Here is a 19,271-nt window from a genome sequence, read left to right as displayed (position 1 = left end):
CGGAAGTGGATATCTCGTCGTGTTGGTCACCGTTTCGCAACGGCGGCGGACGAGCGCGCTCAGGCGGGGTCGTTCAACCGTCGGATCGCGACGAGCTCGGCGGCGGTGAGCTCGCCCGACTCCTCGAGCACCTGCTGGAGCACCGCGGACTTGCCCGCGACGTAGGTGTCGATGTCCATGCCGGGGTCGGCTGCGAGGGCGCGCTTGACCCCGGCGTACGCCTCGCGCAGGTCGTCGCGGGCGCGCAGGACGTCGCGGACGGCGAGGTGGTTGCGCACGTTGGCGCTGCCTGCGGTGCAGATGTAGACGTGGCGCCGGGGCTCGTCGGGGGCGTGGAACGCCTCCCTGCCGCTCACGCCCAGGTCGCCGCGGTGGACGTAGCCGACGGACTCGAGCGCCGCGACCGCGGCCGCGACGGCGTGCTCCTCGACGATCACGTCGATGTCGAGGACGGGCTTGGCCGCCAGGCCGGGGACCGATGTCGAGCCCACGTGCTCGACCCGTGCCGAGGGCACCGAGCGCAGCGCGTCACGCAGGACGGCGGCCACCTCGTCGAACTGCTCGGCCCACCGCGGTGTCCAGTCGACGACCTCGATGCGGCTCACGCCTGGTCGTCGGCGGGGGCCGGCTCCGGCTGGGACACGTCGGCCGGTCGCGGGCCGGTGTAGTCGGGTCCGTACGCACCGGGCGCGGGCCGGCGCGTCTTGCGCGGCGGCTTCTCCCCCGGCGCCATCCGGCGCGCGGTGACCAGGAAGGCGGTGTGCCCGATCATCTTGTGGCCCGGTCGCACGGCCAGGCCCTCCACGTGCCAGTCACGCACCATCGACTCCCACGGCTGGGGCTCGGTGAAGCCGCCGTGGACCCGCAGGGTCTCCACGACGCGGGACAGCTGGGTGGTCGTCGCGACGTAGGCGCACACGATCCCGCCCGGCACGAGGGCGTCGGCGACGGCGTCGACGCAGCTCCAGGGGTCGAGCATGTCGAGGATGATCCGGTCCACCTGGCCGTCGAGCGTGGGCAGGCCCTCCTTGAGGTCGCCGAGGCGCAGGTCCCAGGCCGGGTGCGTGCGCCCGTCGGGCGCGGAGAAGAACTGCTCGACGTTGCGCCGGGCGACGTCGGCGAACTCCTCGCGGAGCTCGAAGGAGGTGACCCGGCCCCACGGCCCGACGGCGCGCAGCAGCGAGCAGGTCAGGGCGCCCGAGCCGGCGCCGGCCTCGACGACACGGGCGCCGGGGTAGATGTCGGCCAGGGCCACGATCTGCGCCGCGTCCTTGGGGTAGACCACGGCGGCGCCGCGGGGCATCGACACGACGAACTCGCTGAGCAGCGGGCGGAAGACGAGGTACTGCCCGCCGGCGGAGGAGGTGATCGTGAACCCCTCGTCGCGCCCGAGCATGTCGTCGTGGTCGAGGTGGCCCTTGTTGGAGAAGAAGCGCTTGCCGGCGACGAGCTCGAAGTTGTGCTTGCGGCCCTTCTGGTCGACCAGGCGCACCCACTCGCCCTCGCGCAGGGGGCCGCGGTGGACGCCGGACCAGGCCTCGGCGGGGACGTCGGGAGAGGGGTCGGACATGGCCGGAACCCTAGTTGCTGCGGGGCCGAATCCCTCAGCGGCGGGCGTTGTCGCGGAAGGCACGGTCGACGTCCGCGGTGGAGAGCACGCCGTAGATGCGACCGTCCTCCTCGACGAGGAGGTACTCCTCGGCGGGGCGACGGCTGATGGCGAGGATGAGGTCCTCGCCGGCGACGGTGGCGGGGAGGGTCAGGCCCGACTCCATCGTGCGGGCCACGGTCGACACCGCGACCCAAGGCCGACGCTCGGCGGGCATCGCCGTCACGGCGGCCTCGCTGACGATGCCGAGGGGCGTGCCGTCCGGCGCGACGGTGACGATGCTGCCCGCCTGGGCCTCCTGCGCACGACGCACCGCCTCGGCCAGCGGGAGGTCCTCGGGGACGGTGAGCGTACGCCGGGCGAGGGGGCGTGCGACCAGCGCGGGCAGGCGCTGGCGGACCCGGGCGTGCGCCATCGCGGCGGTCGCGCCGGTCCACAGGAAGAGCCCCAGGATGAAGACGAGGACCAGGTCGACGATCGTCGGCGGCTCGCCGATGAGGGGCTCCTGCACGACCGGCCAGGCGAGGAGCGCCAGGGCGGTCAGCCGGCCGCCCCACCCGGCGACGATGGTCGCGCGGTGCTGGTCGCCGGAGGCGCCCCACACGGCCGACTTGAGCACCCGGCCGCCGTCGAGGGGCAGCCCGGGGACGAGGTTGAGCACGCCGATGACGAGGTTGGCGCCGGCCAGACCGAACACGGCCTCCCGGAGGAGGCCGTCGGGCACGACCCACCACACCGCCGCCGCCGCCACGCCCACGGCGATCGACGTCAGCGGCCCCACCACGGCGATCCAGAACTCGTCGCGTGGCCGGCGCGACTGGCCGTCGATCTCGGTCATCCCGCCCAGGAAGTGGAGGGTGATCGAGTGGACGCCGTAGCCGCGGCGCTGGGCGACCACGGCGTGCGAGGCCTCGTGCAGCAGCACCGAGAGGTAGAGCACGACGGCGAAGACGAAGCCGGCGACGTACTTCCAGAAGCCGAGCCCGGGCTCGGACGCCTCGATCCGCGGGGCGAACGTCACCGAGATCAGCAGCGCCACGATGAACCACGAGCCGGTGATGAGCACGTCGATCCCCGCGATGGAGCCGATCCGCAGGGTCCCGGGCGCGCGCGGACCGGGGCGGGAGCCCCCCGTGCCGGGGGCTGCGTCGGTCGGCTCGGCCACCCCTCGACCCTAACGAACCCCACCCACGCCGACCCCGCCCGGGAGCGGCGCCCCGGCACTGTCGTACGCCTCACCTAGGGTGACCGCGTCATGTCGCTCCACGATCCGTCCCCGTCCCCCTCCCCGTCCCCCTCCCCCTCCCCGTCCCCGGCCCCGCCCGCGTCGCCGGCCGAGCGGGTCTCCACGCCGGTCGACGGTGTCGACGTGCTGGGCGCGCTCTCGCCGAGCCGCGCGGGCGACTTCATGGCCTGCCCCCTGATGTACCGCTACCGCACGATCGACCGGCTCCCCGAGGAGCCGTCGCCCGCCGCCGTCCGCGGCACCGTGGTGCACAAGGTGCTGGAGGACCTCTTCGACCTCGACGCCCCCGACCGCACCCCTGACCGGGCCGCCGACATGCTGCTGCCGGCGTGGGAGACCGTCCTGGAGGCGGAGCCGGGGCTCGAGGAGATGTTCGGCGGCGAGGGGCCCGACCTCGCCGCGTGGCTCGTGTCCTGTCGCACCGTGCTCGACCGCTACTTCGACCTCGAGGACCCGCGCCGCCTCGAGCCGGCGGAGCGCGAGCTCTACGTCGAGGCCCTGCTCGACTCGCGGCTGCTGCTGCGCGGCTTCGTGGACCGGGTCGACATCGCGCCCGACGGCCGCATCAGGGTGGTCGACTACAAGACGAGCCGGTCCCCCGCCGAGGGCTTCGAGGCCAAGGCGCTGTTCCAGATGAAGTTCTACGCCCTGGTCATGTGGCGCGTGCGGGGCATCGTGCCGTCGGTGCTCCAGCTGGTCTACCTCGGCAACGGCGAGATCGTCCGCTACGAGCCGGACGAGCAGGACCTGCTCGCGACCGAGCGCAAGGTCGAGGCCCTCTGGCGCGCGATCAGCCTCGCCACCGAGACCGGTGACTGGCGACCGAGCCCGTCGCGCCTGTGCGACTGGTGCTCGTTCCACGAGTTCTGCCCGACCAAGGGCGGGACCGTCCCGCCGCTGCCCGAGCGGACCCCGCGACCCGTGGACGCCACGGTCGACGAGTCGCAGGACTGAGCCCGGTCAGACCTCGCCGATCGCCAGGTTGTGCGGGGCGTCGTCGACGTCGGGACCACCGAAGCCCTCGGTGACCACCACCGGGTCCACCGCGTGCGGCTGCAGCTCGCCCGCGGCGATCTGCTCGGCGTAGTGGCACGCCACCCGGTGCCCGGAGGACACCCCCTCGGCCTCGACCACCCGCAGCTGCGGGCGCTCGGTGTCGCAGCGCGTCTCCTGCCGCCACGGGCACCGCGTGTGGAAGCGGCAGCCGGTGGGCGGGTTCGCGGGCGAGGGCAGGTCCCCGGTCAGCAGGATCTGCTCGCGCGAGTCCTCGACCCGGGGGTCGGGCACGGGCACCGCGGACATGAGGGCGCGCGTGTAGGGGTGCAGCGGCAGGTCGTAGAGCTCGGCCGCGTCGGACTCCTCGACGAGGCCCCCGAGGTACATCACGCCGATCCGGTCGCTGATGTGGCGCACGACCGCGAGGTCATGGGCGACGACGAGGTAGGTCAGCCCGAGGTCGTCCTGCAGGTCCTGCAGCAGGTTGATCACCTGCGCCTGGATCGAGACGTCGAGGGCGCTGACCGGCTCGTCGGCGACGATGAGGTCGGGGCCGACGGACAGGGCCCGCGCGATGCCGATGCGCTGGCGCTGGCCACCCGAGAACTCGTGGGGGTACTTGGACAGGCCCGCCGGCGGGAGCCCGACGGCGGACATGAGCTCGCGCAGCCGCGCCTGCGTGGCCGCCTTGTCGTCGGCCAGGCCGTGGGCGCGCATGCCCTCCACGAGGATCGACTCGACCGTCTGGCGGGGGTCGAGGCTCGACATCGGGTCCTGGAACACCATCTGGAACCGCTTGCGCTCGCGCCGCAGGTCCTCCCCGGTCAGGGAGGCGATGTCGGTGCCGTCGAACACGACGGACCCCGCGGTCGGAGGCTCGAGGTTGAGGATGGCCTTGCCGAGGGTCGACTTCCCACAGCCGGACTCCCCCACCAGGCCGTACGTCTCGCCGCGGCGGATGCTGAGGTCGACCCCGTCGACGGCACGGACGTGGCCGACTGTGCGGTCGAACACGATCCCGCTCTTGATCGGGAAGTGCACCTCAAGGCCGCGCACCTCGACGAGGACGTCGCTGCCCGCCTCCGCCGGCGTCGTGGACGCGGCGGGCGTGGCCGGCGTGGCGCTCATCGGGCCTCCCCCATCGGGTTGAAGCAGCGGAAGCCGACGACCTGGTCGCCCTCCCACTGCGGGGTCTCGCGGGTGCAGGTGTCCACGACGTGGGAGCAGCGGGGCGCGAAGGCGCACGCCGAGGTCCACGGCAGGTTGTCGGCGACCGAGCCCGGCACCGGCGAGAGCTTCTCGCCGCGGGGCGCGTCGAGCCGCGGGATCGAGTCGAGGAGGCCGACGGTGTAGGGGTGGCGCGGGCGCGCGAACAGCCCGTGCCGTCCGCCGCGCTCCACGACCTTGCCGGCGTAGAGCACGTTGACCTCGTCGCAGAGCCCGGCGACGACACCCAGGTCGTGGGTGATCATCACCAGGGCGGTGCCGGTGTCGACCACGAGCTCCTTGAGCAGGGCCAGGATCTGCGCCTGGATCGTGACGTCGAGGGCCGTCGTGGGCTCGTCGGCGATCAGCAGTCGCGGGTTGCAGGCCAGTGCCATCGCGATGAGCGCCCGCTGCCGCATGCCGCCGCTGAGCTGGTGGGGGTAGTTGACCAGCCGGGCCTTCGGGTCGGGGATCCCGACGCGCTCGAGGAGCTCGGCGGCCTTCGGCATGGCCTCCTTGCGGCTGAGCCCCTGGTGGCGCTCCATCACCTCGGTCACCTGGCGCCCGATCGTGATCACCGGGTTGAGGGAGGACAGCGGGTCCTGGAAGATCATCGCGATCTCGGCCCCACGCCGGTCGCGCATCTGCGACGGCGACAGCCCCAGCAGGTCCTCGCCGTCGAAGACGGCGGAGCCCTCGACCCTGTTGCCGCGCGCCGGGAGCAGCCCCATGATCGCGAGCGACGTCACGGACTTGCCGCAGCCGGACTCGCCGACGAGGCCTACGGTCTGGCCGGGGCGCACGTCGAAGCTGACACCGTCGACGGCGGTGAACGCCTCCTCGCCGTGGCGCTGGAAGGTGACGCGCAGGTCGCGCACCGAGAGCAGCGGCTCGCCGGTGCCCGGCGAGCGGCGGGTGTGGGTGGTCTGGGTCATCGAGGTCACCTCCGTGACTTCGGGTCGAGGGCCTCGCGCAGCGACTCGCCCATCAGCGTGAAGCCGAGGGCGACCACGATGATGCAGCCCGCCGGGTAGAACGCCAGGTGGGGCGCCTCGGTGATGAAGGGCTGGGCGCGCCCGAGCATCTGCCCCCACTCGGGCTGCCTCTGGTCGGGATTGCCCAGGCCGAGGAACGACAGGGCGGCGGCGTCGATGATCGCCACCGCCAGCGACAGGGTCGCCTGCACGATCACCGGGCCGAGCGAGTTGGGCAGCATGTGGCGGAAGACGATCGCGCCCGGCCTGACGCCGAGGGAGCGTGCCGCCAGCACGTGGTCGCTGCCCCGCTGCGCGAGCATCGACCCGCGCAGCAGCCGCGCGAAGATCGGCACCTGGATGATCGCGATGGCGATGACCAGCGTCCACTGGCTGGGGTTGCGCGCGAGCGAGGCGACCGTGAAGGCCAGCAGCAGCGACGGGATCGACAGCATGACGTCGACGATCCGCATCACCAGGGAGTCGACCCAGCCGCCGATCGCGCCGGCGACGGTGCCCAGGGTGAGTCCGCCGAGCAGGCCGAAGAGCGTCGCCACCACGCCGACGACCAGCGTCTGGCGGCTGCCCACGAGCAGGCGCGAGAACAGGTCCCGCCCACGGTCGTCGGCGCCGAGCAGGTGGCCGGCCTCGGGCCCGGGCACGGGGTTGGACTGCGGGCGGACCTTGTCGAGCAGCGGGGTGGCGGTGACGTCCCACGGGGCGACCCAGGGGGCGATGGCCGCCAGCACGACGAACAGGAGCGTGATGCCGGCGCCGATGAGGAAGACCGGGTTGCGGCGCAGGCGATGCCACGCGCTGCGGATCAGCGAGACGCCCGGCTCCTCGGTGACGGTGCCCGCGGTCGCGAGCTGGTCGATGCGGTCCTTGCGGAGGCTGCCGTACGACCGGCGCTGCGGCGAGGTGGGGTCGGTCATCGGGTCACCTCGTCCTGATCCGGGGGTCGATGATCGCGTAGGCGACGTCGACCAGCAGGTTGACGAGGACGTAGATCACGGCTGCCGCCATGATCAGCACCTGGAGCACGGGGTAGTCCTTCTCCCGGAAGGCGGTGGCCAGGGCGTCGCCGACGCCGCGGAACGAGAAGACGGTCTCGGTGAGCACGGCACCCGCGAGCAGGCCGCCGACCTGCAGGCCGATGGTGGTCACGACGGGCAGCATCGCGTTGCGCAGGACGTGGCGGGCGCGGATCACGCGGGCGGTGAGGCCCTTGGCCTCGGCCGTGCGGACGTAGTCCTCGTCGAGCACGTCGAGCACCGCGGCGCGGGTGATGCGGAAGATCACCGCGAACGGGATGGTCGCGAGCGCGAGCGACGGGAGGATGAGGTGCTTGAGGGCGTCCCAGGCGGCGTCCCACTCGCGCGTGAGGACGCCGTCGAGGACGAACATGCCGGTCACCCGCGTGGCGTCGAGGCCGGTGCTCTGGCGTCCCGAGACGGGCAGCAGGTTCCACTCGACGGCGAAGAAGTACTTGAGGAGGAACGCGGTGAAGAAGACCGGCACGGCCACGCCGACGAGCGAGAAGATCACCGCACCGGTGTCGGTGAGGGAGCCTCGGCGGCGCGCGGCGAGGTAGCCGAGCGGGATGCCGAGGACGATCGCGAGCAGCATCGCGAGGAACGACAGCTCGACGGTGGCCGGCAGCCGGTCGAGGAACACCTGGAAGGCGTCCTCACCCGGCAGGACCTTGGTGGAGACGCCGAAGTTGCCCTGGACGGCTCGCTCGAGGAACTTGAGGTACTGCACGGGGAGCGGCTGGTCGAGGCCGAGGGCGGCCTCGAGGGCGGCGCGGCGCTCCTCGGTCTGGCGCTCGCCGAGCATCGCCGACACCGGTCCGCCGGGCAGCGAGCGCAGCCAGGCGAAGACGAGCATCGACAGGACGAGGACGACCAGGCACATCTGGAGCAGTCGTCGTACGACGAAGCGGATCAAGGGTTCTCCTCACACGCTCGCGCGGGTCCGGGGGCCGTCGTCGGACGGCCCCCGGACGCCACGCACGTCGGTCGGTCAGCGGGTGGGGCTCACTGCCCACCCTCGACCGTGACCGAGTCGAACTCCTCCGCGGTCAGCGGGCTGGGAACCACGCCGTCGACCCCGGGACCGACCACCAGCGCGGGCGGCGAGTGGCTGATCGGCAGGCCGGGGAGGTACTCCTCCATGATCTGGCCGTTGATCTCCTCGAACGCGGCTGCCCGCTCGCCCTCGTCGACGATCGCGTCGGCGGCCTTGAGGTCGTCGGCGAGCTGCTTGCCCCAGGGCATGCCCTTGGTGCCGAAGTCGTTCTCCTTGAGGTTGCCGAAGAACGTGCCGATGAAGTTGAACGGGGAGTCGTAGTCGCCGGTCCAGCCCAGGATGTAGGCGTCGTAGCGACCGGCGGTGACGTTGTCGAGGTAGCCGCCGTTCCACGACGCCGTCTTGACGTTGACCTTCACGCCGACCGCCTCGAGGTCGGTGCGCAGCGCCTCGTAGATCTTCTCCGGGTCCGGCATGTAGGGCCGGCTCACCTCGGTCGGGTAGGCGAAGGTGAGCTCCATGCCCTCGGCGCCGGCCTCGGCGAGCAGGCGCTTGGCCTCCTCCGGGTCGTACTCGTAGGGCTGGAGGTCGGTGTTGTAGCCGCTCACCGTGTCGGGCATGAACTGGGTGGCGACGGTCGCGCCCTCGGGCAGCTGGGTCTGGACCAGCTGGTCGCGGTTCAGCGCGTGGTAGAGCGCCTGGCGGACCTTCGGGTCCTTGAGCTGCGGGTTGGCGCCGTCGAGGTTGAACCCGAGGTAGAGGATGTTGAACGCGTCGCGGATCTCGACGCTGTTGCCGTCGTCCTCGAGGCCCTGCCAGTCGACCGGGTTGGGCAGGTCGTAGCCGTTGATGCTGCCGGCCTCGAGCTCCTGGCGACGCGTGCTCTCGTCGGGGATCACCCGGAAGACGAGCTCGCTGACGCCGGCCTGCTCGCCGTAGTAGTCGTCGTTGCGCTCGAGGGTGATGGTGCCGTTGGCCTCGTCGTACTCGCCGAAGGTGAACGGGCCGGTGCCGACCGGGTTGTCGGCGTAGTCGGGGAAGCTGAAGCCCTCGCCCTCGGCGGCGATGCCGTTGGCGTCTCCCTCCTCCATCGCGGTGGGCGACTGCATCGACAGCGATGCGAGCGACAGCATCGTCGGGAAGCCCGACGTCGGGCCGCTGATGGTGACCACGGCCTCGTAGTCGCCGGTGGCCTCGCAGCCCTGGTAGAGCGAGTTGGCCGCGTCGTTCTTGAACGCGCCCATGACGTAGCCCCAGTACTCACCGGCGGTCTGGCCGGCCTCGTTCTGGTCGAACATCCGCTCGAAGTTGGCGCACACGGCCTCGGCGTTGAAGTCGGTGCCGTCGTGGAACTTCACGTCGTCGCGCAGCTCGAAGGTCCACTCGGTGCCGTCCTCGTTGGGCTCCCACGAGGTGGCCAGCTCGGGCACGACCTCGGCGGTGCCCGGCTCGATCCCGACGAGGCCCTCGAACATCTGGCGGGTGACGCGGAACGTCTCGCCGTCGGTGGCGTAGAAGGGGTCGAACATCTCGGGCGCGCCGGCGGCACCGAAGACGAACGTCCCGCTGTCCTCGCCACCCCCGCTGCTGCCGTCGTCGTCGCGTTGGCTCTCGGCACATCCTGCGAGAGTGGCTGCTGCCAGGACTGCTGTCGTCCATGCAGCTACGGAGCGTGTACGAGACATCCGTGGTGGTCCTTCCGTCCGGTATGCGGTTGGCACAGCACCCTAGACCGGACGCTGTGGGCCAGACCACACCACGGTGATCACGGTCGTGTCACGTGTCGCGCAGGAGTCCGCCCAGGTCGGCGGCGCCGAGGCCGGCGAGCGTGTCGGCGAAGACCCGGCGCTCGCCCTCGAGGATCGGCACGTGGTGCGGCACGCACAGGACGGTGCACCCCGCTGCCACCGCGGACTTGGCGCCCGTGTTGGAGTCCTCGATCGCCAGGCACCGGTCCGGCGGGAGGCCCAGCTCGGCGGCGGCCGTCAGGTAGGGCTCGGGGTGCGGCTTGCCCAGCTCGACCCGGTCGCCGGTCACGACGCTCGCGAAGGTCCCGGACGGGAGCTGGGCGAGGATCGGCGCCACGAAGCGCTGCCACGACATCGTCACGAGCGCGCACGGGACGTCGTGGTCGTGCAGGTCGGAGAGGAGCTCGCGGGCACCTGGACGCCACGGGACGTCGTCCTCGACCCGGGCCACCACGCCGTCGAGCAGCTCGTCGACGATCTGCTGGGGGGTGCGGTCGATGCCCATGTGGACGCGGATGTAGTCACCCGAGTCGAGGAGCGCGTTGCCGACCAGGTTCATCGCGTGCTCCTGCGACCACGTCCCGCCGTACTTCTCCGCCATCGCGTACTCGGTGTCGATCCAGTAGGGCTCGGTGTCGACGAGGGTGCCGTCCATGTCCCATAGGACGGCCGCGGGCCACCGGATGGGGTCCTCGAGGGGCTGACCTGCAGGTTTACTCCGAAATGCGGTGCTCAGAATGCCCTCCCAGACGCGTCATGCAACGTTCCATGCAACGAACGATCCTAAATCGAAGGCGTCCCACATCGGGCATCGTCGAGGCGGAGCACCGACATCCCGGCGCCGACAAGCGGATTGGGTGGCCCCCCGCGCGCACCTGAAAGGCATGAGCAACCACACCATCGCCACCCCGATCACCACCTGGGCGGCCGCCCGCACCACGGACCGGGAGGTTCTCAACCGTGCCGAGGTCGCCACCCTCCTCAGCCTCGACCCACGCACCGTCGACCACGCCATCGCCGACGGCACCATCCCGGCCGTCCACGTCGGGCGACGGGTGCTGATCCCCCGCCGTCCGTTCCTACACGCCTTCGGAGCCGACGCCCCGACGACCACGATCCTCCCGCCCGACGGGGTATCGGCATGACCGCGACCCGGCACCGATCCAGGCGCCGCTCGGTCCGCGGTCGCGGCACCGGGTCGATCACGGCTTACGACACGAAGGCCGGCACGAGGTGGCGCTTCCAGGTGACCGTCCCGGTGGATGTGGCCCGCCCGGAGATCGGTGAACGCAAGCACTCCCGGGCGGGGTTCACGAGCTACGAGGCGGCCGATGCCGCGCTGACCCTGCTGCGTGCCGATGTGATGCGCAACGTGCTGCAACCCCGCGGTCGCGACACCTTCGCCGCCTACGGGCAGCGCTGGCTCGACGGACATGCCGTCGGGAACGGGACCCGGATGTACATCCAGCGCGTCCTCGACGCCATGGACCCCTACATCGGCTCCGTCCCGATGGCCGACATCCGTGCCACCGATCTCGCGGCCACCTACCGCGGCCTGGAGCACGGCACGAGACAGACGCCCTCGCCGAAGCGACATCGGAAGGGGCTCGCCAGCTCGACCGTCGCCCGCTACGCCAACTGGGTCAACACCATCTTCCTGGCGGCACTGGACGAGGGGATCGTCGCCCGCAACCCGGCGAACTCGAAGCACGCCGGCCGGCCGCGAGGCGAGACGGCGAAGCGGGTCAAGCCGTTCGTCATCTGGAACGTGGAGCAGCTCACCTCGTTCTGCGACTGGGCCCTCGCCGACGACCAGCCCTGGGCGCACGGCTGGATCCTCCTGAGCCGCACGGGCCTGCGCTCCGGCGAGCTCCTGGCCCTGCGATGGGGTGACGTCGACGTCACCAGGAGCGAGATACGCATCGAACGCGCCCTCCACTACGACGAGACGCTTCCGGCCGGCGAGCGCTACGTCATCGGATCGGTCAAGGGCGGACGGCCCCGCACCGTGTCATTCGACAGGACCTGCGCTTCGATCCTCGACGACTGGCGAAAGGTCCTGCCCGTACTGCTCGCCGGCGGTGGGCACAACGTGACTCCGCTGTTCGGCCTTCGAGCCCATGACTCGCTGTTTCCCTCGCTGCCCGGACGCGCGGCCACCCAGTCCGGACTGCACGCGGCGTTTCAGCGGGCGCAGAAGCGCTACCGGGACGCCCACCCCGATCGCGACCTCCCCCGCCTCACCGTCCACGAACTGCGCCACACCCACGCCTCCCTGCTCTTCGAGGCGGGCCAGTCCGTCAAGGTCGTCCAGGAACGCCTGGGCCATGCCAGCGCCCAGGTCACGCTCAACACCTATGCGCACCTGCTCCACGACGCGCAGAGCCGTGCGGCAGCTGCGCTCGACGACCTGCTCGCAACTGGGAGGTCGCATCGAACTCGCGAGGTGGGTCCGAGCTGATCTACGACCTGCAGTGGGAGAACAGCTCGAACTGACTCGAATAGGTGACGGCGACGCTTCTGCAGCCCGTTCCGGTCCTCGATGTATGGCGCACTCAGAGATGTCGGCGTGGCTCCCGTCCACCTGGGTGCGCTCCGCGGCGCACCGGTCGCGAGACATCGGCGGTTCATTGACGCTGACAGGCCGGACGTCAGCGAGGAACAATCAGGTGATGAACGCGCGTGCCCAGTGGCCGCCCAACGGCGGCAGCCCTGATCGCCGGCTTCCTCGCCCGACGGGTGAGGCACCGAATGGGGACTCGCTTGCTGTGCGCCTTCGAGAGGCGCGCGTTGCCACGTTCCTCGGCGGGGACCTCATTGAGCCGCAGACCGAGCTCGATGCGTTGATCTCTCGGACGGCTCGTTTGTTCGCTGAGTCGATCACCGCCCAGACGCGCCAGGACTATGCGCGTCGCTGGCGCAAGTTCGAAGCTTGGTGTGTCGAGAAGCGCATCGAGCCGCTGAATTGTCCGCCCGAGGTCGTGATGATGTTCCTTGCCGACCACGTTGGGCAGCACGGGGCAGCACTGGGGACGCTGCGGTCGTACATGGCGGCCATCAACCGCATTCATGTGGAGGCCGGGCTGGCGCCGCCGGGCGACGATCCGGCCATGACGATGTACCTACGATCCCTTCGTAAGGCTGCCGTCCCCGCAGACTCGAACGGTCAGGTGTCGGCGCTCACGATCGGCCCCTTGCGTGAGGTCTGTCGTTACCTCGACTCGATCGGGCCGGACCCCGTCGAGATCCGGGACAGGGCGTTGTTCGCCATGCACCGAGCCGGCGCCGGGGACGGGGAGATCGCCCGTTTGCGCTGGGACGACGTGCGGCTCACCAGCCGGCGCGCAACGCTAGTACTCCGCAGTGTCCGCGCCGACCGGTCCGACCGGACCGTACAGATCAGGGCGCACAACGACCCGGATCTCTGCGGCGTACGGGCCATACGGGCGTGGCGGTACCTGAGCGACACCTCGGTTCCCTGGGTCGTTACCCAGACAAGTCACGCCGGAGGCTGCGAGAACCGCGAGTGGACTCCTCGCGACGTGTTCCGTATCCGCAAGGCGCGCCTGACGTCTCTCGGACACCCTGGGGTCGGGGCGACCCCCGAGCAGGCGATGCGACTGCTCGGCTCATCCCGCCCAGGAGTCTTGCGGGACAAGGCGATCATCCTGCTCGGATTCGCGGGCGCGTTCCGACGCCCAGATCTCGTCGGGTTCCGCTGGTCCGACGTGACCCTCGCTGACAGCGGGATGATCCTGCGACTACGCCACAGCAAGACCGACCGGCTCGGTCAAGGCATCGACGTCGGCATCCCGACCGGCGCCTCGCACACCACCGATCCAGTGGCGGCACTCCTGAGCTGGCGCGACCGGGTCGAGCGGCAACTCGGCGCGGACCGCCTCGAGAACAGGCCCTGCTTCACCACGATCGGACGAGCGGGCCGCATCGGCACCGAACCGCTCACCCCCAGCGCCGTCTCCGTCATGGTTCGCACACGGATGGCCGAGGCCGGCATCGAAGGACACTGGTCTGGTCGTTCGCTGCGCCGTGGATTTATCAGCACCGCAGCCGACCTGGGACTCCGGCTTGAGGACATCGCGAAGGGCTCACGCCACGCCACCCTGGACAGCCTGATCCGCTACATTGCCAACGACGACCCCTTCCGAAACAATCCGACCGCACAGTTGGGGCTCTGAGGATGGATCGGGACGAGGCTCTGAAAGGCTCGGTGGCACCGCGGCGCGCGGAACGGGCGAAACTCGAGGCATCGGCGTACGCAGCGTTCCGGTCGCGCTTCGACCTCGAGGACACCGCCGAGACACTGACGCTTTACCTGACGACACTTCTCGACGACCAGACCCCCACCTGGGCCATTCGGGGACGACTTCAGCTACTGGACCTTGACCGTCGACTCCGCGGGCTGGCCCCGTGGCATCAGCACCAAGACGTGCGGACCTTTCTCCGTGGCCTGTTCTCCCATCGCCCGGTCGGGGACCGGCACAGCCACTACGAACCGCTCTATCTCGAGCTCGTGCACGCCCTAGTCGACGCCTGTCGAGTACCGAGCGCGGATCAACGGCGCGCGCTCGCCGCCAGGATGCTCCGTGAACGGCTCGGGCTAGGGGCAGCGACCATGGCGCGACTTCGCTGGTCCGATGTCGACATCGGCAAGGACCAGGTTCAGCTCAGGCTGGTCACGAAGGTGGGGCGCGGCGAACCCGTCGTCGTATCCCGGTCGCTTGGCGCAGCCGTCGGTGACGCACGGTGCCCGGTCGCCGCCATTCGTGCTCTTCGGCCTCTCGGCGGCGGCGAGTTCGTGTTCGGGACGAGCGGACGACCCCTCGACATCAACCGCCTCGGCCGCCTGCTTCGCCCGGGCGGCGCGGGCGGGTCGACTCCGGCACAGGGCCGTGACCGGGCTTTGCTTCTCATCGGCTATGCCGCGGGACTGCGGACCGGCGAGGCGCTTTCCCTCCGTCAACGGGACGTGGTCTCGCATGATAGAGGCTTGGTGCTATCCATCCAGGGTCGGCGCCGGCTGACCTACCTAGTCTCTGCAACGGACCGCGCCCATGACCCAGCCACGGCTTGGAGCACCTGGCTGGACGAATTGGAGATGCACGGGCTTCGCGATCCGAATGGGCTCGCTTTCCGAGCCACGAACTTCTCCGTCATTTTCGAGAAGGGCATGGCGGAGGTCGGGCTCAACCGTCTGGTCCACCAGAGGGCCGAGGAAGCTGGACTCACCGGCCGTTTCGCCTGGACGTCGCTCCGAACTGGGATGATCAGGACCGCCGTGCGAGATGGCGTGCGCTCGCACATCATCGCTTCGCAAGCCGACCTCATCTCACTCGGATCCGTCCAGCGCCACGAACGGCGAGAGACCCTACTGAGCGACCGCAACGTCGCCGGGAGACTCGGTCTCTGATCCCCCGGCACGCTCACACGATGACCCAACTGGCCGAGAGTCACGCGCCGGATGAGTTCGTGATGGCGGACTGGCACCGGGCGAGTTGCTGACCACACTAAACCTGTCTTCCGACAGCGCGCTTCGTGCACAGGCCGAAGTCGGTGGTGGGCTGCAGCCCATGCCTCCTAGCGGCCTGGGATTGTAACGACCGAGCGCGCCGGAGGATCGACGCTCGGCCGATGGCAGTGGCTCACCTAACGATCTGCTGCGCGGGGTTGCGTGGGGAAGAAAGGATGAGCCCTCTGTATGCGCCGACTACTTCTTGGTGCGCCTCGGCTGGGGGAACGTGCTCCCACACCCTCATGACATGGAGGCCAGCAGCGCTCAAACGCTCATCAGTGTCGCGGTCACGAGACCGGTTTCCCTCGATCTTGTTAGCCCAGAAGTCACGCCTAGTCTTCGGCATCACGAAGTGGGCGGGACATCCGTGCCAAAAACATCCGTCAACGAAGACGTAGAGCCCCACGCGCGTGAATACAATGTCCGCGCGTCGGCGGCGATCGAACGGGAGAGGCAGATCCACTCGGAACCTCAACCCGGAACGGTGCAGCAGCGACCTGAGCACGAGCTCGGGCCCGGTGTCGCGCCCCCGGTTCGCCTGCATGGTTCTCCGGGTCGCGGCCGCCACGGGAGCAAGGTCTGTCGGCGCTGCAACGTAGCCTGCCGGAGACACGCCCCCAAGCTGACGCCCTGCTTGATCTTCGCTTGGCATGATTCGAACACTAGGAGGACTGATCCGGTGACGGGAACCAAGGCCTATGAGGTGGCGCCTTCCGCCGCGCGTTTGACCGGATCCCTGCGCGACATTGGATACGACTTTCCCACCGCCGTAGCGGACCTGGTGGACAACTCGATCACTGCCGGGGCCTCGCGGATCAACGTCTTCACACAGTTCGAGCCGAACGGCTCCTACGTCCTGATCAGTGACGACGGCTGCGGCATGTCGCAGACCGGCCTGATCGAGGCACTGCGGTTCGGCACCCGTCGGGACTACGAGACCAACGAGCTCGGCCGGTTCGGTTTGGGCCTGAAGACCGGATCGCTGTCACAGTGCCGTCGCCTCACGGTGGCGACACGAACGTCTCCGAAGCACTGTTCGATCCGCGTCATGACGCTGGATCTCAACCGAATCACCCGCACCGACCGCTGGGACATCACGGCCAACGAGACCTCCCCTGCGATCGAGCATGCGAAGAGGATCCTGAGTGAGTCGCCCGGAACCGTGGTCGTGTGGGAGGACCTGGACCGGGTCCTCCCCGAGCGATACGCGGAGAGCGGCTGGGGCAGGCGGCGGTTGCGTTCACTGGCAGGAAAGACGGCTGAGCACCTTGCGATGGTGTTCCACCGTTTCATCGCCGGCGACGTTCCGGAACGCGGCGAGGTCATCATCTGTGTGGACGACGAGAAGCTCCGTCCGTGGGATCCCTTCGCCCCGGAGGAGGCAGAACGACTCGTGCTGCAGGACCATGTCTTCGAGATCGAGACCGACGGGGGTTCATCGGAGGTCCGCTTCCGCGGGACCGTCCTACCCGCGCGTGATCGATTCTCGTCCCTGGATGAGTTCGAGCGGCTTTCAGGACCGTTGAAGTGGAATCGCCAGCAAGGCTTGTACATCTATCGGGCCAATCGTCTCGTTCAGCACGGCGGATGGTCCGGCCTGCGCGGGATTGACGAGCATATGAAGCTCGCGCGAGCAGCGATCGACTTCGACACAGACCTTGATGAATCGTTCCAGATCAATGTCGCGAAGATGAGCGTTGAGCTGCCCCCAGTCGTGCGGCAGATGTTGGAGCGTCCCGTGGCCGAGCTGTGCGTGTTGGCAGACGACGCCTACCGCCGGTCGGCGAACTCAGGGGAGCGTCCGGACGCGTCGCCGAAGGCGTCGAAAGCGTCCGAGACGGCTCTTCGCGACGTCGGGATCGCACTGAAGGCGGCACTCATCGAGGACAGGTCACTGGTCGAGTTCCGTTCCGCCTTGGACCTGCTGCGCTCGAAGCACCCGGAGCTGGCCAAGCAGCTCGATCTCTAGCGTCCGAAGCGGCTTCCGTACTCGCACCACTGGGCGAGCGGACATTCGGGACATCGCGGAGCTTTAGGGGTGCAAACCCGCGCGCCCAGTTCGATGAGCGCGACCTGAGCCTGACGGCTCTCCTCGTCGAAGCCGATCAGACGGCCGACGGCGATACGCCCGTCCGAGTTCCGGTTCTTCAACCAGCGCTCCGTGCCTTGAAAGAATCGGCCTGCGACACGAAGCGCGGCCGTGTTGGCGATGACCGGTTCCTCTCCCTCGGGGTCGGCGATCATCGCTAGCTCTGCGGCGGCACGCCTGAGAAGACCACGAGCGACCAGGTTCTCCAAGTGGTCGTCGTCGAGTGAGCCGCCCTCCGCGGCAACTGCTCCGGCCAGTTCCGTCAATGCCGAGCCGGCATCGGTCTTACCGAGCCATGACGTGACTTCGGCGACCCGGTCCTGGTCCTGGACGAAGCGCTCCGGCGTCGTCCAGTTCTCGACCAACGGCCAGATGGCCTTTGAGACGATCGGTGACTGATCCCCGAGAAGCGAGTCACCAAGGACGACGAGCCAGCGTGAGCGAGATCGCAACCAGGGACTGACCCCGTCTGCGCACCTTCCCCATTCGACGAGAGCTGATCGCGTCGTGTCCGTACGGAGTGCCAACGGAGCCGTTCGCTGCGTCAGGACCTGGGAGACTGCCGTCCCGATGGCACGAGCGAGCCGAGGCGGAACCGCGTTCCCAATCTGTTTGAAGGCAGCGGTCGGCGGCCCGGCGAACCTGAAGTGATCCGGGAACGTCTGGATCCGCGCGGCTTCTCTGATCGTGAGGGTCCGGTTCTGCTCAGGGTGGATGTACCAGTACCCGTCCTTGGCGATGTGTGCCGTGATTGTCCGAGACAGATCGTCGGCGTCCAGCCGCTTGTACTTGTCGTCGAAGATGTCGTCGCGATACCGCTTCAACTCGTCCGGCAACTCTGAGTACTTGGTCTTGGTGTCCAGGTGCTCGAACGCCGCTTCGTCGTCGTCGCGTACGCGCCTGGTGACGTGGTCGTACACGCGATTGGCGTGCGACTCAGGGACGCCAGCACGCATCTCACGTTGGAACGCCGTGCGCGGGCCGTTGTAGAGCCGCCAGACCTGACGTGTCTCGTCGAAGAGCCACCCTTCCTTTGGGCCGACAGGGGGCAGGTCGCGGATGGCGTTCCCGAGCGTGACCTTCTTGTTCGACTCCGCAGGCCATACGAACTCCAAGCCGCCCTTGAGCGCGACGAGGATCAGCCGTTGCCTGAACTGCGGAACGCCGTACCGATAGGTGTCGACGACACGTTCTTGGACGGAGTAGCCCCAGTCCTCCAAGCGCCGGACGATAGAGCGAAGGATGAACATCTCGCGGTCCAGCGCCATGTCGGGGACGTTCTCCATGATCACGGCGCGTGGCTGCGCAAGACGAACTATCTCCAGGTAGGACTGCCACAGGTCCCGACGCTTGTCGTGAGGTTCTCGCATTCCGTGCTGAACCAAGTAGCGCATGCGCGATCTGCCAGCCTTCGAGAAGGGCTGGCACGGGGGGCCGCCCGCGAGGACATCAATGTTGATGGCGCGGAGGATGTTCCCGACCTCGTCGACGCGATCTGGGTCGCCCAGATCCCAGCCGACCGACATGCCGGCGAAGTGATGCGCGTGGGTTCGGAGGGCGTCCTGATCGAAGTCAGCCCCGAAGACGACCTTCATCCCTGCCTGCTCGAGGCCGAGGCTCATGCCTCCGGCGCCGGAGAAGAGGTCCGCCGCGATCAACTGCCCCGGACGATCGCGGCGGATGCGACGAGAAAAAGCGACTACCTCGTCCGCGGTCTCACAGTGTTCCGGATGGCGAGCCAGTCGAAGTGCCTGACCGCGATCGATCCGCTGCTTCTCCGGCTGTCCCACTGCACTCACCACAGGGATTCTACGTAGCTGGCCGGCGTCTGTTGGCACTTGG

At 69.3% G+C, this 19,271-nt stretch carries 17 protein-coding genes; 6 read left to right on the top strand and 11 right to left on the bottom strand.

Annotation, left to right across the window (positions count from 1 at the left end; translation table 11 throughout):
- Positions 1-59: 59 nt before the first annotated feature.
- Genes F4692_RS15765 through F4692_RS15755 form a run of 3 tightly spaced genes read right to left on the bottom strand, consistent with a single transcriptional unit; the run spans position 60 to position 2,774 of the window.
- Entirely contained in the window at positions 60-605 is a 546-nt protein-coding gene (locus F4692_RS15765; protein ID WP_179620663.1) for a GrpB family protein, read from the bottom strand.
- Complete coding sequence (locus F4692_RS15760; protein ID WP_179620662.1) at positions 602-1,570, bottom strand: tRNA (adenine-N1)-methyltransferase; 969 nt, start codon at positions 1,568-1,570, stop codon at positions 602-604. The genes F4692_RS15765 and F4692_RS15760 overlap by 4 nt, the downstream gene beginning before the upstream one ends.
- 34 nt (positions 1,571-1,604) lie before the next feature.
- Positions 1,605-2,774: a site-2 protease family protein gene (locus F4692_RS15755; RefSeq protein WP_308645343.1), complete on the bottom strand. Its 1,170-nt coding sequence runs from the start codon at positions 2,772-2,774 to the stop codon at positions 1,605-1,607.
- Positions 2,775-2,864: 90 nt separating this feature from the next.
- On the opposite strand from F4692_RS15755, the gene F4692_RS15750 reads away from it, so the two are divergent.
- Positions 2,865-3,809, top strand: coding sequence for a RecB family exonuclease (locus tag F4692_RS15750; protein WP_179620661.1), 945 nt, complete (start codon positions 2,865-2,867; stop codon positions 3,807-3,809).
- Between the two features lie 6 nt (positions 3,810-3,815).
- Here the strand turns inward: F4692_RS15750 and F4692_RS15745 are convergent, their stop codons facing one another.
- The 6 genes from F4692_RS15745 to F4692_RS15720 all read right to left on the bottom strand — a co-directional run bounded on the left by F4692_RS15745 (position 3,816) and on the right by F4692_RS15720 (position 10,495).
- Complete coding sequence (locus F4692_RS15745; protein WP_179620660.1) at positions 3,816-4,979, bottom strand: ABC transporter ATP-binding protein; 1,164 nt, start codon at positions 4,977-4,979, stop codon at positions 3,816-3,818.
- A complete protein-coding gene (locus F4692_RS15740) occupies positions 4,976-5,992 on the bottom strand; it encodes an ABC transporter ATP-binding protein (RefSeq protein ID WP_179620659.1) in 1,017 nt (338 codons plus the stop codon). Before F4692_RS15740 ends, F4692_RS15745 begins: the two co-directional genes overlap by 4 nt.
- A 5-nt stretch (positions 5,993-5,997) precedes the next feature.
- Positions 5,998-6,966, bottom strand: a complete 969-nt coding sequence (locus tag F4692_RS15735; protein ID WP_179620658.1) for an ABC transporter permease — start codon at positions 6,964-6,966, stop codon at positions 5,998-6,000.
- A 4-nt stretch (positions 6,967-6,970) separates the two neighbouring features.
- Complete coding sequence (locus F4692_RS15730; protein ID WP_179620657.1) at positions 6,971-7,981, bottom strand: ABC transporter permease; 1,011 nt, start codon at positions 7,979-7,981, stop codon at positions 6,971-6,973.
- A gap of 89 nt (positions 7,982-8,070) precedes the next feature.
- Positions 8,071-9,591, bottom strand: a complete 1,521-nt coding sequence (locus tag F4692_RS15725; RefSeq protein WP_218858646.1) for an ABC transporter substrate-binding protein — start codon at positions 9,589-9,591, stop codon at positions 8,071-8,073.
- Positions 9,592-9,838: 247 nt separating this feature from the next.
- Positions 9,839-10,495: an HAD family hydrolase gene (locus tag F4692_RS15720; RefSeq protein ID WP_308645348.1), complete on the bottom strand. Its 657-nt coding sequence runs from the start codon at positions 10,493-10,495 to the stop codon at positions 9,839-9,841.
- A gap of 199 nt (positions 10,496-10,694) precedes the next feature.
- On the opposite strand from F4692_RS15720, the gene F4692_RS15715 reads away from it, so the two are divergent.
- From F4692_RS15715 to F4692_RS15700, 4 genes are all read left to right on the top strand, one after another.
- A complete protein-coding gene (locus F4692_RS15715; RefSeq protein ID WP_218858645.1) occupies positions 10,695-10,955 on the top strand; it encodes a helix-turn-helix domain-containing protein in 261 nt (86 codons plus the stop codon).
- Complete coding sequence (locus F4692_RS15710; protein WP_179620654.1) at positions 10,952-12,271, top strand: tyrosine-type recombinase/integrase; 1,320 nt, start codon at positions 10,952-10,954, stop codon at positions 12,269-12,271. Before F4692_RS15715 ends, F4692_RS15710 begins: the two co-directional genes overlap by 4 nt.
- 211 nt (positions 12,272-12,482) lie before the next feature.
- Positions 12,483-14,006: a tyrosine-type recombinase/integrase gene (locus F4692_RS15705; RefSeq protein WP_179620653.1), complete on the top strand. Its 1,524-nt coding sequence runs from the start codon at positions 12,483-12,485 to the stop codon at positions 14,004-14,006.
- Between the two features lie 2 nt (positions 14,007-14,008).
- A complete protein-coding gene (locus F4692_RS15700; protein WP_179620652.1) occupies positions 14,009-15,238 on the top strand; it encodes a site-specific integrase in 1,230 nt (409 codons plus the stop codon).
- Positions 15,239-15,470: 232 nt separating this feature from the next.
- Here F4692_RS15700 and F4692_RS15695 read toward each other — a convergent pair whose 3' ends face one another.
- A complete protein-coding gene (locus F4692_RS15695; protein WP_218858644.1) occupies positions 15,471-15,992 on the bottom strand; it encodes a very short patch repair endonuclease in 522 nt (173 codons plus the stop codon).
- A 27-nt stretch (positions 15,993-16,019) separates the two neighbouring features.
- On the opposite strand from F4692_RS15695, the gene F4692_RS15690 reads away from it, so the two are divergent.
- Complete coding sequence (locus tag F4692_RS15690) at positions 16,020-17,309, top strand: ATP-binding protein (protein WP_179620651.1); 1,290 nt, start codon at positions 16,020-16,022, stop codon at positions 17,307-17,309.
- Here F4692_RS15690 and F4692_RS15685 read toward each other — a convergent pair.
- Complete coding sequence (locus F4692_RS15685; protein WP_218858643.1) at positions 17,306-19,228, bottom strand: DNA cytosine methyltransferase; 1,923 nt, start codon at positions 19,226-19,228, stop codon at positions 17,306-17,308. The two genes, F4692_RS15690 and F4692_RS15685, sit on opposite strands and share 4 nt — an antisense overlap.
- Positions 19,229-19,271: the final 43 nt, after the last annotated feature.

The organism is Nocardioides cavernae, assembly GCF_013410035.1.
GTDB classification, from domain to species: Bacteria; Actinomycetota; Actinomycetes; order Propionibacteriales; family Nocardioidaceae; genus Nocardioides; species Nocardioides cavernae_A.
The sequence above is the reverse complement of the archived record's forward strand: the minus strand, read 5'-3'. Positions and strand labels throughout refer to the sequence as shown.

What these genes read in the sequence shown, in the direction of transcription:
- F4692_RS15760 (WP_179620662.1), bottom strand. Translation starts at nt 1,570, where the DNA reads ATGTCCGACCCCTCTCCCGACGTCCCCGCCGAGGCCTGGTCCGGCGTC.
- F4692_RS15750 (WP_179620661.1), top strand. Translation starts at nt 2,865, where the DNA reads ATGTCGCTCCACGATCCGTCCCCGTCCCCCTCCCCGTCCCCCTCCCCC.
- F4692_RS15745 (WP_179620660.1), bottom strand. Translation starts at nt 4,979, where the DNA reads ATGAGCGCCACGCCGGCCACGCCCGCCGCGTCCACGACGCCGGCGGAG.
- F4692_RS15740 (WP_179620659.1), bottom strand. Translation starts at nt 5,992, where the DNA reads ATGACCCAGACCACCCACACCCGCCGCTCGCCGGGCACCGGCGAGCCG.
- F4692_RS15735 (WP_179620658.1), bottom strand. Translation starts at nt 6,966, where the DNA reads ATGACCGACCCCACCTCGCCGCAGCGCCGGTCGTACGGCAGCCTCCGC.
- F4692_RS15725 (WP_218858646.1), bottom strand. Translation starts at nt 9,591, where the DNA reads ATGTTCGACCCCTTCTACGCCACCGACGGCGAGACGTTCCGCGTCACC.
- F4692_RS15715 (WP_218858645.1), top strand. Translation starts at nt 10,695, where the DNA reads ATGAGCAACCACACCATCGCCACCCCGATCACCACCTGGGCGGCCGCC.
- F4692_RS15710 (WP_179620654.1), top strand. Translation starts at nt 10,952, where the DNA reads ATGACCGCGACCCGGCACCGATCCAGGCGCCGCTCGGTCCGCGGTCGC.
- F4692_RS15705 (WP_179620653.1), top strand. Translation starts at nt 12,483, where the DNA reads ATGAACGCGCGTGCCCAGTGGCCGCCCAACGGCGGCAGCCCTGATCGC.
- F4692_RS15700 (WP_179620652.1), top strand. Translation starts at nt 14,009, where the DNA reads ATGGATCGGGACGAGGCTCTGAAAGGCTCGGTGGCACCGCGGCGCGCG.
- F4692_RS15695 (WP_218858644.1), bottom strand. Translation starts at nt 15,992, where the DNA reads ATGCCAAGCGAAGATCAAGCAGGGCGTCAGCTTGGGGGCGTGTCTCCG.